The sequence below is a fragment of the Bacteroides ovatus genome, from assembly GCF_001314995.1.
GTDB classification, from domain to species: domain Bacteria; phylum Bacteroidota; class Bacteroidia; order Bacteroidales; family Bacteroidaceae; genus Bacteroides; species Bacteroides ovatus.
Genome location: NZ_CP012938.1, coordinates 2,624,875 through 2,641,281 on the forward strand (window position 1 = coordinate 2,624,875; position 16,407 = coordinate 2,641,281).

Consider the following 16,407-nt stretch of genomic DNA (forward strand, 5'->3'; position numbering starts at 1 on the left):
CTTACTTCAATAGTTTAGCGTTAAACTCTTTCAAGGTATCCAATACATTGACACGAACATGGATGAAGTTTTCGATACCTGCAGCTTTCAGGTCGTCCATACAAGCCGGAGCACCGGCAACGATAAACATAGCACGACCATTCAGTGCTTTGAAAGCAGGAATTGCATATTCAGCATATTCATCATCGCTGGAACAGATAACAACAATATCAGCTTTTGCAGCTATAGCTGCCTCTACTCCTGCTTCTACTGTCTCAAATCCCAGATTATCAATTACTTCATAACCGGCACAAGCCAGGAAGTTACAAGAATATTGAGCACGTGCCTGACGCATGGCCAGATTACCAATGGTTAACATGAACGCTTTCGGACGTTTGCCTGATGCTTCTGTTTCGAGACGCAATGCTTCAAACTGACTGGCAGCACGATCGAACACCAGAGTATCCACCTCTTTTTCGCAAGTATGAGAGTCACCTCCGCAACAACACTTACCTTCAACAGGTTGCTTATTGCCAGCCTTTTCATTGAAGTTCGGGAATTGGTTGGTACCCAACAGCACTTCACGACGCTGTGCAACTGCTTTATGACGAGCTTTGTTGCTCTCATTCACAGCAGCCTGAACAGTTCCTGCTTTCAATGCCGCATAGAAGCCACCTGCTTCTTCTACAGCAAGGAAGAGTTCCCAAGCCTGTTTTGCAATAGCCACAGTCAGATTCTCGATATAATAAGAACCGGCAGCAGGGTCGATCACTTTATCAAAATGAGATTCTTCTTTCAGCAGCAGTTGTTGGTTACGAGCCAGGCGTTCTGAGAACTCGTCCGGAGTCTCATAAGTCTTATCAAACGGAGTTACCGTCATAGAGTCTACGCCTCCTAATGCAGCACTCATGGCTTCAGTCTGTGTACGAAGCAGATTTACATGTGCATCAAACAAAGTAAGATTGAAAGTAGAAGTTTCGGCATGAACCGCCATTTTTGCTGCGCAACGACATTCTCCGTTAGGACCTTTATTCTCGCAATCACGCACACATTCGGGATTGTAAGAAGCTACAATATTTGCCCAAAGCAAACGTGCCGCACGGAATTTCGCTATTTCAAGGAAATAATTGGAACTGATACCAAAATTAAATTTGATTTTCTTGGCTACTATGGCAGCAGGAATACCGGCATCAGTCAATTGACCCATATATTCATTTCCCCAAGCCAGAGCATAGCCCAGTTCCTGAGAAATATAAGCGCCTGCATTATTCAATGATAAAGCGTTTACATTCAGCACACGATAGAAAGGAAGCGGCTGAATGGCTTCAATCAAAGATTTGGCTGTCTGTACCATATCACCTTTCTCCTTGCCACGAGTCAGCATCTTGTTGAAGAAATCATAGTTGATAGAACCTTTCAGTTTCTTCACATCATAATCTTTCTTCTGGAAATAAGCTACCAGCAGATTAGCCAACTCAACCACATGCCCCTGACAGGTTGAGAAATTCAGTTCAACACACTCTGCCTGAATATCACTTAACAGTGTTTCAATATATTCCGCATTAAGTTCTTTTGCTTTCACATGGAAAGAAAGTGAGTCAACACCCTTATTTAGGATATCCAGTGCTTTCGCATTGGCTTCTTTCGGACATTCTACTCTAATTTCCTGACGGACCAACCATGCATTGTTGTCTTTTTTAGTTCCTCTTAAATAAGGGAACTCTCCAGGAAGTGCATCAGTAGTTTTTAAATCCTCCAGATCTTCCATCCGGTAAAAAGGTTTCACTTTAAACCCTTCGTTTGTTTTCCAAACGAGCTTCTTCTCAAAATCAGCACCTTTTAAATCGGCTGTAACCTTCTCCATCCATTGTTCGGTGGAGGCAGGAGAAAAGTCTGAGAAGAGTTTTTCTTTTTTGTCTGCCATAGTTTATTTAAAATTAAAACAAGATTAATATTGTCTTTATTTTTATCTATCTCTTTCTAAATGTCAGTCGTTCGACCTGCAAATATAACCAATAAGTTAAAACGAATCTCTTTTTTAGGGAAAATTCGCACAGGACGCCCCGATTCGTCAAGTGCATACAATCTGCATAGAAATTCTTCATTTTTAGTTCTTCTTTTATTTGATTAGCTCCAATGTTATGAGTAATTTTGCACTCGTTTTTAGAAAAACATTATAAAAACTGCTATATTATGGATTGGTTACAAAGTTTATTATGGGACCCCAGCTCCGTAGCTCACATCGTGCTCCTCTACGCATTTGTAGTGGCTGCCGGCGTGTATCTTGGTAAGATAAAGATATTCGGAGTTTCTTTGGGCGTCACATTTGTTTTGTTTGCCGGCATCCTAATGGGACATTTCGGCTTCACAGCCGATACACACATCCTACATTTCATCCGTGAATTCGGATTGATCTTGTTCGTATTCTGTATCGGTCTTCAGGTGGGGCCATCTTTCTTCTCCTCTTTCAAAAAAGGAGGAATGACATTAAACCTGTTGGCTGTAGGCATCGTAGTGTTAAATATTGCTGTCGCACTGGGGCTTTATTACCTCTGGAACGACCGGGTAGAACTGCCGATGATGGTAGGTATCCTTTACGGAGCAGTGACAAATACTCCGGGACTTGGTGCTGCCAATGAGGCTCTGAATCAGTTGCATTATACCGGTCCGCAGATTGCTCTCGGTTATGCATGTGCTTATCCCCTCGGTGTGGTAGGTATCATTGGTTCTATCATTGCCATCCGTTACATCTTCCGTGTCAATATGGCGAAAGAAGAAGAAAGCCTGAAAATCCAAAGTGGAGATTCACACCACAAACCTCACATGATGAGCCTGGAAGTTCGCAATGAATCAATTAGTGGAAAAACGCTGATTGAAATCAAGAATTTCCTGGGCCGTAAGTTCGTTTGCTCCCGAATTCGCCATGATGGTCATGTAAGTATTCCCGACCATGAAACAGTGTTTAATATAGGCGACCAGTTATTTATCGTCTGCTCGGAAGAAGACGCTCCTGCAATTGTAGTATTTATCGGAAAAGAAGTGGAGCTCGACTGGGAAAAACAAGACCTCCCAATGGTTTCCCGTCGTATTCTGGTTACCAAACCGGAAATCAATGGTAAAACATTAGGTTCTATGCACTTCCGTAGTATGTATGGGGTCAATGTCACTCGTATCAACCGTTCCGGTATGGACCTGTTTGCCGATCCGAATCTGATACTTCAGGTAGGTGACCGCGTTATGGTGGTAGGACAGCAAGATGCAGTGGAACGTGTTGCCGGTGTACTGGGTAATCAGTTAAAACGCTTGGATACACCGAACATTGTTACGATCTTCGTTGGTATCTTCTTAGGTATCCTTCTGGGTAGTCTTCCGATTGCATTCCCAGGTATGCCGACTCCCTTAAAATTAGGTTTGGCAGGCGGACCGCTGGTAGTGGCAATTCTTATCGGCCGTTTCGGTCATAAGCTGCATTTAGTGACTTATACAACCATGAGTGCCAACCTGATGCTTCGTGAAATCGGTATCGTTCTCTTCCTTGCCAGTGTCGGTATAGATGCCGGTGCCAATTTCGTGCAAACGGTAGTCGAGGGAGACGGATTACTATACGTAGGTTCCGGTTTCCTTATCACCGTTATCCCGCTACTTATCATCGGCACCATCGCAAGATTATATTATAAGGTAAACTACTTCACCCTGATGGGATTGATAGCCGGTAGTAATACCGACCCACCGGCATTGGCTTATGCCAATCAAACAACCTCCGGAGATGCTCCGGCAGTGGGATACTCTACAGTTTATCCGTTATCGATGTTCCTCCGTATTCTGACGGGACAGATGATATTATTAGCAATGATGTAAATCAAGTTTAGCATATAAACAATAAAGCCGGCTATATCCAAATGGAATACGCCGGCTTTATTTATTTTTTCAATCTGCTTTTCTATCCTGTCATACAAGCTGCAGTTTCTTTACTACAAATTCTTCAATGAACCGCACTGTCTCTTCAATTCCCAAAGAAGAAGAATCGATGCACAAATGATAAGTAGCTGCTGCTCCCCACGTTTTATAGCTATAATAATTATAGTATTCCGAACGTCTCTTATCCGCTTTTTCGATCATTTCTTCTGCAGCTTCCGCATCAATATGATGCATGCCACACAACCGCGCTATGCGATCTTCTTTAGAGGCTGAAATAAAAACATTAGCGCAACGAGGATGCTCTCTCAGAATATAATCTGCGCAACGTCCTACAAAGACACAAGATCTTTCTGCTGCCAGATGACGGATCACATCACTCTGTACTTTGAACAAGGCATCATTGCTCAAGCAGTTGTTACATGGCATAGCTCCCTCACTGATAAAAGGGAAACGCATACCGAACAGTCCGCCAATAATACCCTGCGAGGCTTTTTCATCAGCCTTTTCAAAAAACTCCTTACACAATCCACTTTCCTCCGAAGCCAGATTAATCAGTTCCTTGTCGTAGAAGTTGATTCCCAAACGGGCTGCCAACTTCTCTCCTATTTCTTTTCCGCCGCTACCTAACTGACGGCCGATATTGATAACATAATTACCGCTCATAGTACATTTTGTTTTATGGTTCTGTAGCAAACATACGACTTTTTTCTAAAAATCACATCATCAAACGAAAGTTATATTTGAAAGTGACTATGAAATATCCTTTTATTTCCTGGTTACGGAACTCATAAAAACCATCAGAAGAAGTCGTACGGCCGAAACTTTTCCTCTTTCCGAGAATATCCGCCCAATAAGCAGACAGTTCCGCTTCTTTCTTTTTCAAGAACCGCCAGCTGGCACTTGCATTCCACAACATCTGGTCATCTTCGCCTTTACGGATATTCGTACCATTACGGAAAGAATAAGCCCCGTCAGTCCGTAATTGCAAGCCAAAAGGAAGATCAACGTACCCCTCAAGACGAAAACTATAATTACGCGTATAGGTACCGTTATCATTGATAGAATTAAGCGAATACTGATAATTCCAGAAAGTAGAGAAATCAATACCTCCCCAGGTGGGCTGATAAGATACATTCGCGTCACACCCCAATCCGGTATCACGTGTCGTACTTTTCTTCGGTTCGAGGCTCTTGTCTTCATTAATCATACTGACACGATTGCTATGATTACCGTTCATATCCAACCGCAAGGAAAAATGTCCCAGACGCTTCCACCAGTTGGCACTTCCATATACATTCCAGTTTCCGTTAATATTAATAGGAGATGTCTCACGTCCACCGGTTTTTGCATCATATAGCACTACCTGCGTCACACTGTTCTGTTCCATCTGCCCGCCGATATTCGCAGATATACCTTTTTTTGAATGTTGAAAGCTCACACGGACACTATGAGAAAACATCTGTTTCAAATCCGGATTTCCCCGGGTGATATACAACGGATTACTGTTATCCGTCAGCGGCATTAAATCTGATAAGGAGGGTTGCCGGGTTCTACCACTATAATTGAAAGTGATCCGGGCCTCTTTCTTTTTCCAATTCACCCATATCATAGGCTGAAAGTCGATAGTATGCATGGTAGTGTCCGCATAGAGCTTTCCCATTTTCCGTTCAATGGCACGTTTTTGCGGAGTCATCCCTAATGAGGCATTAAACATCCAGGTATCATCAGAGTAATTAAGCCCCACATCCAGATTATGGCCATTCGTACGACTATGACTCCGATTACTCAAACTATCCACATACCCTGCTTCATAGTCGGGAGGCAGTTCACCAAAAACTTCCGACTTCGTCAGAGAAGATAATTCATACGTATCACGATTATCACGTTCATAGTTAGTATCCCAGTTATATGCTACCCGGAAATGCATCTTCTTACCAATAGGCTGGGCAAAGGTAATCCCGACTCTCCATGAATTATTTTTTTGAGGCGACTTCAAATACTGGTTACGAAAAAGCACCGAATCATTTCCCAATTTATCTTCAAGACGGAAATAAGTAGTTTTAGAAAGCGAAAAACTTTCATTATCTCCCCACGAATCCGAGTTCAGGATATTCAATGCCAGCGTTGTACCTTTTTCATTCAGACGTCTCATAATACTCATCATCCAGCTATAACGGTTCGACTGATTCTCCGAACGCGACCGGTTCTCGCTACGATTCACTTTTATATCCCGGGGAATAGATTCAAAGTCATCAAACAAGCTCTCATGATTTATGCCGGGAGGAGCATCAAAAGATGCATTCTGGCTACTGTTTTCATTCCTATTAGGAGAGATTCCTAAATTACCGGTAAAATGTATACGTGTACGTTTATCTACTTCCCAGCTTCCCATGAAGTTAGAACTAATCGACCGCCCCTTAGAGTTACTTTCGTTAGTAGACGCAGAGTATTGATTACCTGCCGGCAAATACTGTTCCTGATAAATGGAAGAAAGATTTCCGTTCCGGTTCAAATTATAGTTCACACTTCCGGTCAGGGAGAATTTCTTACCGAATTTATGAGTCATATTCATTCCTACCGAATTGTTGATATTATCCTTGTACGTACTATTCTGGTATCTGTTGGTAGACTGTGCGATAAAAGAAAGATTATCTCCGTCTTTACTAAAATAATTCACTTGCCCCTCGAAATCCTTCTTCTGGTTATTCCCGTATCCTACCGTTGCATTTGTCAGCCAGGTTTTATTCAATTCATCCTTAGTCTGCAAGTCGAGTACATATTTCTTTTCTCCTGAACTAATTCCGGTGAACTCCTCTTCTTTCGATTTCTTATCATATACTTTCAACTTACTAATCAGGTCTGCCGGAAGATTTTCGAGTGCCGTCTTTTTATCTCCGGAGAAAAAAGCTTCGCCATTTACATTGATTTCACTGATGGGCTGTCCGTTGTATGTCAACGAATTATCTTTCTTATTATATACCAATCCGGGAACACGCTTCACTAAATCTTCCAGATAAGCTCCTTCAGGAGTTTTAAAAGCGGCAGCATTGATAACCGTAGTATCTCCCTCCATCACTACTTCCTGCAATTTTCCCGTTATCGTCACTTCACTAATCTGAATATCATCATCTTTCAATACCACTGTACCGATATTCACCGATACAGAGTCTTCCAGTGCCCGGTATACAGATTGCATTCCCATAAAAGAGACCTTCAACAGGTATTTCTTTTTCTTCTGCGGTTGATAATTAAGAATGAAACGCCCATTCTTATCACTTGTTATTCCCTTGATAAAGGCAGAATCACTTTTCGCCAAAATAACAATGCTGGCAGATGGTAATGCCCGCTTCTCATTACTGCCGGCTTCCACTGTCTGCACTCTTCCTCGCACAGTTCTCACTTGTTGAGCATACAGAGCAGTATGTCCCCAAAGTAGCAGCAAAAGCAATCCCACTAACTTACAAGCGTTCATATCCAATAGTAGTTAAGTCTGATATTTATGTTGATCTAAAACAAATCGGGACAAAGTTAATAACTTTTACGTAAAACGGTTAATCCCGGAGTTATTTTTTATACCTTTGTCCATCCATTATTCAATCAGCAACTTAATGAAAAGGATTATACTAATCACAGGAGGACAACGATCCGGTAAAAGTTCGTTCGCGGAAAATAAAGCGCATGAACTTACTACGTCACCGGTTTACTTGGCCACTGCCAGGATATGGGACGAAGAATTCAGAAAAAGGGTGGAACGCCATCAAAAGAACCGCGGTCCTGAATGGATAAATATAGAAGAAGAAAAAGAATTGAGCCGTCACAATGTAGCGGGCAGAGTCGTAGTGATAGATTGTGTAACTCTTTGGTGCACTAACTTCTTTATGGAGTTTGATTCTAACGTTGCCTCCTCATTGGAAGCCGTCAAAAAAGAATTCGACAAATTTACCCAGCAGGATGCCACTTTCATATTTGTAACTAATGAGATTGGTTGGGGGGGGAGTTTCCGAGAACAAACTGCAACGTAAATTCACAGACTTGCAAGGTTGGACCAATCAATACATCGCATCGCATGCCGACGATGTATATCTCATGGCAAGTGGTATTCCCGTAAAAATAAAATAAACATGAAAACATTTCATATTCAAAAGCCAGATGAAGCTATCAAAGAAGCTCTGATTGACAAAATCAATAATCTGACCAAGCCTAAAGGATCGCTTGGAAGACTGGAAGAAATTGCTTTGCAAATCGGACTGATCCAACAATCCCTTTCTCCACGATTAACTCATCCTCAAAATATAATCTTTGCCGCGGATCATGGCATCGTAGAAGAAAAAGTCAGCCCATCTCCTAAAGAAGTAACCTGGCAACAAATCAGCAACTTTCTTCATGGGGGAGCAGGGATCAATTTCCTGTGCCGACAGCACGGTTTCACTCTTAAAATTGTAGACGCAGGAGTCGATTATGATTTACCTTATGAAAAAGGTATCATTAACATGAAAGTCGGAAGAGGAACACGCAATTTCCTGTACGAAGCAGCCATGATGCCCGAAGAGATGGAACTTTGCCTGGAGCGTGGTGCTCAATGTGTGGATGCTTCTCACCAGGAAGGCTGCAATGTCATTAGTTTCGGTGAAATGGGAATCGGAAATACTTCGTCCTCTTCTCTATGGATGACTTGCTTCACCGGAATCCCATTAGATCAATGTGTAGGTGCAGGAAGCGGACTCAATCACCAGGGAATAAACCACAAATACGAAGTTCTGAAAAGATCTCTCGAACAATATCCGGGAGAGCATTCCGCAGAAGAAATCCTCTGCCGTTTCGGAGGTTACGAAATGGTAATGGCCGTAGGAGCAATGCTCAAAGCTGCCGAACTGGGAATGGTTATTCTAATTGATGGATTTATTATGACCAATTGTATTCTTGCCGCTTCACGCCTTTATCCGGAAGTGATGAGCTATGCCATATTCGGTCATCAGGGAGACGAGAGCGGACATAAGCTATTATTGGACTATCTCGGAGCACGTCCCCTACTCAATCTCGGACTAAGACTTGGAGAAGGAAGCGGTTCCGTTTGTGCCTATCCCATTGTAGATTCTGCTGTGAAAATGCTGAATGAGATGGATTCATTTGCTCATGCTTCCATCACTAAATATTTCTAAAATGAACCAGATACTTGCCGCCCTCATATTCTTTACACGATTGCCTTTCTGGAAAATAAAAGAAGTTCCGCAGGAGTGTTTCAAACACGTTGTCAATTATTGGAGTTTCAGTGGCTGGCTGACCGGGGGAATGATGGCATTGATTTTCTGGGGAGCCAGTACTATTTTACCTCACGGAGTAGCCGTGATCCTGGCACTGACTTCACGTTTACTTATCACAGGAGCATTGCATGAGGATGGATTGGCCGATTTCTTCGATGGATTCGGAGGTGGAACGAACAGGGAAAGCACGTTACGCATCATGAAAGATTCCCATATCGGAAGCTATGGAGTTTTGGGATTAATCATCTATTATTTATTTGCTTACAATCTACTGGTCGCACTTCCCTTAGCAGTTACTCCTTTCTTATTACTAAGCGGAGATACCTGGAGTAAATTCATTTCTTCCAATATCATCAATTACCTGCCCTATGCACGTAAAGAAGAAGATAGCAAATCCGGAACAGTATATACAAGAATGAATTTTGGGGAGATCGTAATGTCTGCGATGGGTGGAATACTGCCTCTCCTATTACTTCCTCCAAGCTACTGGCCCGTATGTATATTTCCCATTCTGGTATTCTTCTTTATCTGCCGGATGATGAAACGACGTCTGAACGGATATACCGGAGATTGTTGCGGTGCATTATTTCTCCTAAGCGAAATGAGTTTCTGGCTGGGAGCAGTGATGTCTATCTATATAAAATAAGTAAACCTATGAATATTTATCTAATCAGACATACCTCTGTCGACGTTCCTAAAGGTCTTTGTTACGGTCAGTCAGACGTTCCTTTACGTCCTACATTTGAGGCAGAAGCAGCTGTAACCAAAGCTAAAATCGAATCCATTCACTTTGATATGGCTTACACCAGTCCTCTATCCAGATGCACCCGTCTGGCACAGTATTGCGGATTCGGAGATGCCATCCGTGACCCAAGAATACTGGAACTTAACTTCGGAGATTGGGAAATGCAGTATTTTCATAAAATCAAAGACCCGAATCTCCAATGCTGGTACGACGACTACTTGAATGTAAAAGCAACCAATGGAGAATCGTTTGCCGATCAATATAAACGGGTAGCCGCGTTTTTAGACGAAGTCAGACAAAAGGAGGGTGAAAATACAGTAGTATTCGCTCATGGCGGCGTATTGATTTGCGCACAGATTTATGCAAAGTTGATTCACCCGGAAGAAGCATTTCAGGCAGTACCTGCCTACGGAGGAGTTTTTCTATATCAAGAGTGCCCGTAAACAAACAGGTGTAGATATCTCTAATAAGTTTGCGATGTCTTTACCCTCACACCCTGTTTAATAATTACTTACTGGAGAATTTTCGGTTGACGGCAGTTCCACTTTATTTCATTACTTGGGACAAAGTGTTTCGCACCGAGAAACGAAATGTTTCAAGTAATGAAACGAAGTGTTTCACACCGAGAAACAAAATGTTTCGCTACTTGAAACTAAGTGTTTACCTATATGAACAAGCCATTATCTGCATAGATTCTGCAAATAACTACATACTTTCGATGGATTTACTATATCCTTATAAACTTCAGGTTTAACCTATCAACCAAATCAAGACGAGACAGGGTGAGAGTGCGAGGATAAAAAGCATCTCCAAATTTTTTCTGAATCTTTAAGGTGCAGAAATTCTCTGAAGTAATCAGCAGACCGATAAACTTAATCCATTCTGCCTGCCTAAGGGGAGGATACATAAATAGGAATGATTTCGGAGAAAATGCAATAAAAAAAGAAAGAATATCTCCAAAGATACTTATCTTTGCCCCGCAATGTCAATCTTCGGACACCGAAAATTATTTATTCATTTAAAAGATACACGAATAAAGATGAAATCTCCTATTTCAATCCTCACATGGCTATGTCTTCTTTTCCTGGCTAGTTGTATATCCAACAAGAAGACTTCTCTCGAGGCTTTCAAACAGGATGTCTATACACCTGAATATGCTACCGGATTCAAGATTCTGGGTGCGGACAATGCCGCCAGCACACTTATTCAGGTATCCAATCCATGGCAGGGAGCCAAGGACGTAAAAATGTCTTATTTCATTTCACGCAACGGTGAACAGGCACCTGCCGGATTCAACGGGCCTACCATCCCTGCCGGAGCGAAACGTATCGTATGTATGGCTTCTTCCTACATCGCCATGTTCGACGCTCTAGGTCAAGTGGACAAAATTGTCGGAGTATCGGGCATCGACTATGTATCCAATCCATATATTCTTGCACACAAAGATTCTATCAAGGACATGGGTCCCGAAATGAATTATGAATTATTATTGGGACTGAAACCGGATGTTGTCCTGTTATACGGTATCGGAGATGCGCAAACTGCCGTAACAGACAAACTGAAAGAACTGTATATACCTTATATGTATGTAGGAGAATATTTGGAGGAATCACCGCTTGGTAAAGCCGAATGGCTGGTAGCTCTTGCCGAATTAACAGACAGCAGGGAAAAAGGCATCGAAATATTCCGTGAAATCCCTAAACGTTATCAAGTTTTGAAAGCGCTCACCGAATCGGTAGAGCAACGTCCTACCGTTATGCTCAATACCCCGTGGAACGACAGTTGGGTGATGCCTTCCACACAAAGTTATATGGCACAATTGGTAACTGATGCAGGTGCGGATTACATCTACAAAGAAAACACTTCTAACAGTTCCACTCCCATCGGACTGGAAACAGCTTACAAACTGATACAAAAGGCCGACTACTGGATTAATGTAGGCATGGCTTCTACGTTGGATGAATTAAAGACGGTCAATCCTAAATTTGTAGACGCCAAAGCTGTACGCGAAAAAACTGTTTACAACAACAATTTACGAACAACACCGACAGGAGGTAATGACTACTGGGAATCTGCAGTGGTACGTCCCGACGTCGTATTGCGTGATCTGATTCATATCTTTCACCCCGAACTCGTATCCGATTCACTTTACTATTACAGACACCTGGAATGAAACAGCCTGATAAACGTACTCCCTTTTTATTCATTACACTGGGTATAGTTACCATACTGTTATTACTGATAGACATGGCAACGGGAGATACATATATTCCTATCACCAAGGTATGGGCTGTACTCACCGGAGGCGAATGTGACGAAATGACACGGAATATTCTCCTTTCTATCCGTTTCATACGGGTAGTGGTAGCGGCTTTGATAGGAATAGCACTCTCCGTTAGCGGTTTACAGATGCAAACAGTATTCCAGAATCCGTTGGCAGATCCTTACCTGCTGGGAGTAAGTTCCGGTGCAGGACTGGGCGTAGCTCTGTTCATACTAGGTGCTCCATTACTTGGATGGGCGGAGTTTCCAATTCTTCAGTCGCTGGGTATCGTAGGTTCGGGCTGGATAGGAACTGCCATAATCTTATTGGGAGTAGCCATTATCAGCCGGAAAGTAAAAAACATTCTCGGTGTATTGATTATGGGAGTTATGATAGGCTACGTAGCAGGTGCTATCATTCAGATACTCCAATACCTAAGTTCTGCCGAACAACTGAAAATGTTCACACTCTGGTCAATGGGATCTCTTAGCCACATCACAGTCACCCAACTGGGAATTATGATACCAATGTTATGTATCGGTTTACTAATTTCCGTAGCCTGTATCAAATCGCTGAACCTGTTACTGCTCGGTGAAAATTATGCACGAACGATGGGAATGAACATTAAACGTTCACGCATGTTCATCTTCGTTTCTACCGCACTGCTGACAGGAACGGTCACCGCTTTCTGTGGTCCGGTAGGATTTATCGGCCTGGCAGTACCGCATGTCACACGACTGCTATTCAACAATGCCGACCACCGGATACTGGTCCCCGGCACCATGCTGACAGGGCTTATCAGCATGCTTCTCTGCGACATCATCGCCAAGAAGTTCCTACTTCCGGTTAACTGCATCACCGCCTTACTAGGTGTTCCGGTTATTTTATGGGTAATTGCTAAAAACTTGCGTAGATTCAAATGATAGAACTTAAAGAACTGACATTAGGATATGGACAGCGCACGCTGTTGGAAACGGTAAATGCCCGAATCACAGGCGGACAACTCGTTGCCCTGTTAGGACGTAACGGAACGGGAAAGAGCACCCTACTCCGTGCCATGATGGGACTGGAAAAGCCTCAATCAGGAGAAATTACTCTGCAAGGAAAAAACATAGCTTCATTGAAACCGGAAAAATTAGCCCGGAATATCAGCTTTGTCACCACCGATAAAGTACGCATCGCTAATCTCCGCTGTAAAGATGTAGTAGCTTTAGGGCGTGCTCCCTATACCAACTGGATCGGCCAACTGCAACCGGAAGACCAAAAGCGGGTGGATGACGCTATGCAGCTAGTCGGTATGTCCGGTTATGCAGAAAAGACAATGGATAAAATGTCCGATGGCGAATGTCAGCGAATTATGATTGCCCGTGCTCTTGCACAGGATACTCCCGTCATCCTGCTTGATGAACCGACCGCCTTCCTGGACTTACCTAACCGCTACGAGCTCTGTTTGCTTTTAAAGAAACTGGCACAGGAAGAAAAAAAATGTGTCTTATTCTCCACTCATGACCTCGACATCGCCTTATCGCTTTGCGACTCCATCATGCTCATAGATAATCCGCAGATGTACACGCTGCCTACTCCGGAAATGGTGGCCAGCGGACATATAGAAAGACTTTTCCGAAATGAATCCGTCACGTTTGATGTGCAGGAGATGAGAGTACGCATCAAATAAACAAACAGATATCCGACAAGAATCAGACTGTGTATAAAATAAATAGGTAGCATTCATTTGGGTTCTATATAAATTCGCTATCTTTGCCCCTGAATTGGTTTCAGATAGCCATATCAACTATCTGAATTAAAAGGGAATCGGGTGTAAATCCCGGACAGTCCCGCTGCTGTGAAACTCTATTCAACTTCTTGATATTTACTTTTACCACTGACCGGGTATAGATAGTCAAGGTCGGGAAGGAATCAGGAAGGGAGTCAGTCAGAAGACCTGCCATTCATACCTTTATAGCTGTTTTTACTCGTGGGATAGGAAAATGGCAAACTGTAAAAAATAATCGAGTAGTCATGACATCGGAAATGATTGAAGGAGGATAAATTCTCTCTAGCTAAAATATCAAAAGGACGGCATTAGACCGTCATGCTCAATGTGTGCGTATCCCCGCAGAAGTGATTTCTCCGGGGTTACTTTTAGCTAAACTAAATATCATCATATAATAATCACAATGGAAGTTCTAAGAAATTTATTTGAAGGTTACCCCAATCTTTGGGGCGGCGGAGTGGCACACTCCGTACTGATTCTGTCACTAACCATAGCGTTTGGAATCATCCTTGCAAAAATCAAAGTGCGGGGAGTATCTCTAGGAGTTACCTGGATACTCTTTGTCGGAATCGTATTCGGTCATTTCAACATGAATCTGGACGAACACCTGCTCCACTTTCTAAAAGAATTCGGATTGATTCTGTTTGTTTACTCAATTGGTTTGCAGGTAGGACCCGGCTTTTTTTCAGCATTCAAAAAGGGGGGCTTTACCCTGAATATGCTAGCTATGCTCGTAGTAGTATTAGGAGTAACCATTACTATTATCCTGCACTTCACCACCGGAACTCCGATTACCACAATGGTAGGTATTTTGTCCGGAGCCGTCACCAATACTCCGGGGCTGGGAGCCGCACAACAGGCCAACAGTGATTTGAATGGCATAGATGCTCCCGAAATTGCTTTAGGATATGCTGTCAGCTATCCGCTGGGTGTAGTAGGTATCATCCTTTCCCTGCTTGCTTTGAAATATCTCCTTCGCATCAATACTGCTCAAGAAGAAAAAGAAGCAGAAGTCGGTCTGGGACATCTCCAGGAACTTACCGTACGCCCTATCTCCATTGAAGTGAGAAACGAATCGGTAGATGGCATCAGGATTAAAGAACTCCGCCCGTTACTGAACCGTAAGTTTGTCATTTCCCGCATCAAACACCGCGAGGGTGGAGAAACCGAATTGGTCAATTCCGAAACAATTCTACATGTAGGGGATATCATATTAGTGATCTCTACCCCGATTGACGTGGAAGCAATTACTGTATTCTTCGGAAAGGAAATCAAAATGGAATGGGAACAACTGAACAAAGAGCTCATTTCACGCCGTATCCTGATTACTAAACCGGAATTGAACGGGAAAACGCTTTCACAACTCAAAATCAGAAATAACTTCGGAGCAAACATCACCCGCGTCAATCGTTCGGGAGTAGACTTGGTAGCCTCTCCACAATTACAGTTACAAATGGGAGACCGTGTCACCATTGTAGGTTCCGAACTGGCTGTTGCCCATGCAGAGAAAGTACTTGGCAACTCCATGAAACGCTTAAATCATCCGAACCTGATTCCTATCTTTATAGGTATCGCTTTAGGATGTATTCTGGGAAGTCTTCCTTTCGCATTTCCCGGAATTCCGCAACCTGTGAAACTAGGATTGGCAGGCGGTCCGCTCATCGTTTCTATCCTGATTAGCCGTTTCGGTCCGAAATACAAGCTGATTACTTATACCACCATGAGTGCCAACCTGATGCTTCGTGAAATCGGTATTTCCATCTTCCTCGCTTGCGTAGGTTTAGGAGCAGGCGAAGGCTTTGTAGACACAGTCATTCATGGCGGAGGATATATATGGGTAGGCTACGGAGTAATCATAACCATCCTGCCACTTCTGATTACGGGATTGATAGGACGGTATTATTGCAAGCTGAATTATTTCACGCTTATCGGAGTTCTGGCTGGTTCTACCACCAATCCGCCGGCATTGGCTTACTCCAATGACCTGACCTCCTGTGATGCGCCTGCCGTCGGCTACGCTACGGTGTATCCGCTCACCATGTTTCTGCGAGTATTGACGGCACAAATATTGATTCTGTCGTTGGGATAACATATTAATATATCCTTTTTCCATCCAATTGATTATTAACAAATGGGGAAAACAGAATCAGATGCCGGAATATTTGTTATTGGTCAGTGGGATATTTTTTTAGAATAAAACAAACTAATTAATAAAAACTTTCTAACTTTGTGCCATTAAGGTTTCCTTAAACAACTTTTGCGTTGTTAAGGAATGAAAAGGGAATGCCGTGTAAACCGGCAACAGAACCTGCTGCTGTAAATCTCCGCTCCTTGTAATCAGAGAGCAAAATTGCAACACGAAAGTCACTGGATAGTTTATCTGGGAAGGCGTTGCAAAATGGGATGAGTCAGAAGACCTGCCTTGATGCTCTGATTTACACCTGCGGGATTTCGGGTAGTAGTCAAA

11 protein-coding genes, 1 pseudogene and 2 riboswitches are annotated in these 16,407 nt (G+C 42.9%); of the genes and pseudogenes, 9 read left to right on the forward strand and 3 right to left on the reverse strand.

Annotation, left to right across the window (positions count from 1 at the left end):
• Position 1: 1 nt before the first annotated feature.
• Positions 2-1,903 carry a methylmalonyl-CoA mutase small subunit gene (gene mutA / locus Bovatus_RS10445; RefSeq protein ID WP_004299438.1) on the reverse strand — a complete coding sequence of 634 codons (1,902 nt, stop codon included), beginning with the start codon at positions 1,901-1,903 and terminating at the stop codon, positions 2-4.
• A 269-nt stretch (positions 1,904-2,172) separates the two neighbouring features.
• On the opposite strand from mutA, the gene Bovatus_RS10450 reads away from it, so the two are divergent.
• A complete protein-coding gene (locus tag Bovatus_RS10450; RefSeq protein WP_004299436.1) occupies positions 2,173-3,837 on the forward strand; it encodes a putative transporter in 1,665 nt (554 codons plus the stop codon).
• 90 nt (positions 3,838-3,927) lie between these two features.
• On the opposite strand, the gene Bovatus_RS10455 is transcribed toward Bovatus_RS10450, so the two are convergent.
• On the reverse strand, positions 3,928-4,560 hold the full coding sequence (locus Bovatus_RS10455; protein WP_004299434.1) for a cytidylate kinase-like family protein: 633 nt from the start codon (positions 4,558-4,560) through the stop codon (positions 3,928-3,930).
• Positions 4,561-4,612: 52 nt separating this feature from the next.
• The gene (locus Bovatus_RS10460) at positions 4,613-7,369 is read right to left on the reverse strand and encodes an outer membrane beta-barrel protein (RefSeq protein ID WP_004299432.1); all 2,757 of its coding nucleotides are present in this window, start codon (positions 7,367-7,369) and stop codon (positions 4,613-4,615) included.
• A 136-nt stretch (positions 7,370-7,505) separates the two neighbouring features.
• Between Bovatus_RS10460 and cobU the strand changes: the two are divergent.
• The 8 genes and pseudogenes from cobU to Bovatus_RS10505 all read left to right on the forward strand — a co-directional run bounded on the left by cobU (position 7,506) and on the right by Bovatus_RS10505 (position 16,029).
• Positions 7,506-8,016, forward strand: a pseudogene (cobU, locus tag Bovatus_RS10465) (bifunctional adenosylcobinamide kinase/adenosylcobinamide-phosphate guanylyltransferase).
• 2 nt (positions 8,017-8,018) lie between these two features.
• On the forward strand, positions 8,019-9,056 hold the full coding sequence (gene cobT, locus Bovatus_RS10470) for a nicotinate-nucleotide--dimethylbenzimidazole phosphoribosyltransferase (protein WP_004299422.1): 1,038 nt from the start codon (positions 8,019-8,021) through the stop codon (positions 9,054-9,056).
• Between the two features lies 1 nt (position 9,057).
• A complete protein-coding gene (locus Bovatus_RS10475; RefSeq protein ID WP_032843997.1) occupies positions 9,058-9,804 on the forward strand; it encodes an adenosylcobinamide-GDP ribazoletransferase in 747 nt (248 codons plus the stop codon).
• A gap of 8 nt (positions 9,805-9,812) precedes the next feature.
• Positions 9,813-10,346 (forward strand): alpha-ribazole phosphatase, encoded by a 534-nt coding sequence (cobC, locus tag Bovatus_RS10480; protein WP_004299418.1) that lies wholly within the window; start codon positions 9,813-9,815, stop codon positions 10,344-10,346.
• A 596-nt stretch (positions 10,347-10,942) separates the two neighbouring features.
• Positions 10,943-12,076 carry an ABC transporter substrate-binding protein gene (locus Bovatus_RS10490; protein WP_004326171.1) on the forward strand — a complete coding sequence of 378 codons (1,134 nt, stop codon included), beginning with the start codon at positions 10,943-10,945 and terminating at the stop codon, positions 12,074-12,076.
• Entirely contained in the window at positions 12,073-13,089 is a 1,017-nt protein-coding gene (locus tag Bovatus_RS10495) for a FecCD family ABC transporter permease (RefSeq protein ID WP_004299413.1), read from the forward strand. The genes Bovatus_RS10490 and Bovatus_RS10495 overlap by 4 nt, the downstream gene beginning before the upstream one ends.
• Complete coding sequence (locus Bovatus_RS10500) at positions 13,086-13,841, forward strand: ABC transporter ATP-binding protein (protein WP_004299412.1); 756 nt, start codon at positions 13,086-13,088, stop codon at positions 13,839-13,841. The genes Bovatus_RS10495 and Bovatus_RS10500 overlap by 4 nt, the downstream gene beginning before the upstream one ends.
• Positions 13,842-13,918: 77 nt before the next feature.
• A riboswitch (cobalamin riboswitch) is annotated at positions 13,919-14,130 on the forward strand.
• Positions 14,131-14,343: 213 nt separating this feature from the next.
• Positions 14,344-16,029, forward strand: coding sequence for a putative transporter (locus tag Bovatus_RS10505; protein ID WP_004299411.1), 1,686 nt, complete (start codon positions 14,344-14,346; stop codon positions 16,027-16,029).
• A gap of 132 nt (positions 16,030-16,161) precedes the next feature.
• Positions 16,162-16,379, forward strand: a riboswitch (cobalamin riboswitch).
• Positions 16,380-16,407: the final 28 nt, after the last annotated feature.

What these genes read in the sequence shown, in the direction of transcription:
- Bovatus_RS10455 (WP_004299434.1), bottom strand. Translation starts at nt 4,560, where the DNA reads ATGAGCGGTAATTATGTTATCAATATCGGCCGTCAGTTAGGTAGCGGC.
- Bovatus_RS10495 (WP_004299413.1), top strand. Translation starts at nt 12,073, where the DNA reads ATGAAACAGCCTGATAAACGTACTCCCTTTTTATTCATTACACTGGGT.
- Bovatus_RS10450 (WP_004299436.1), top strand. Translation starts at nt 2,173, where the DNA reads ATGGATTGGTTACAAAGTTTATTATGGGACCCCAGCTCCGTAGCTCAC.
- Bovatus_RS10475 (WP_032843997.1), top strand. Translation starts at nt 9,058, where the DNA reads ATGAACCAGATACTTGCCGCCCTCATATTCTTTACACGATTGCCTTTC.
- mutA (WP_004299438.1), bottom strand. Translation starts at nt 1,903, where the DNA reads ATGGCAGACAAAAAAGAAAAACTCTTCTCAGACTTTTCTCCTGCCTCC.
- Bovatus_RS10490 (WP_004326171.1), top strand. Translation starts at nt 10,943, where the DNA reads ATGAAATCTCCTATTTCAATCCTCACATGGCTATGTCTTCTTTTCCTG.
- Bovatus_RS10460 (WP_004299432.1), bottom strand. Translation starts at nt 7,369, where the DNA reads ATGAACGCTTGTAAGTTAGTGGGATTGCTTTTGCTGCTACTTTGGGGA.
- cobC (WP_004299418.1), top strand. Translation starts at nt 9,813, where the DNA reads ATGAATATTTATCTAATCAGACATACCTCTGTCGACGTTCCTAAAGGT.
- cobT (WP_004299422.1), top strand. Translation starts at nt 8,019, where the DNA reads ATGAAAACATTTCATATTCAAAAGCCAGATGAAGCTATCAAAGAAGCT.
- Bovatus_RS10505 (WP_004299411.1), top strand. Translation starts at nt 14,344, where the DNA reads ATGGAAGTTCTAAGAAATTTATTTGAAGGTTACCCCAATCTTTGGGGC.
- Bovatus_RS10500 (WP_004299412.1), top strand. Translation starts at nt 13,086, where the DNA reads ATGATAGAACTTAAAGAACTGACATTAGGATATGGACAGCGCACGCTG.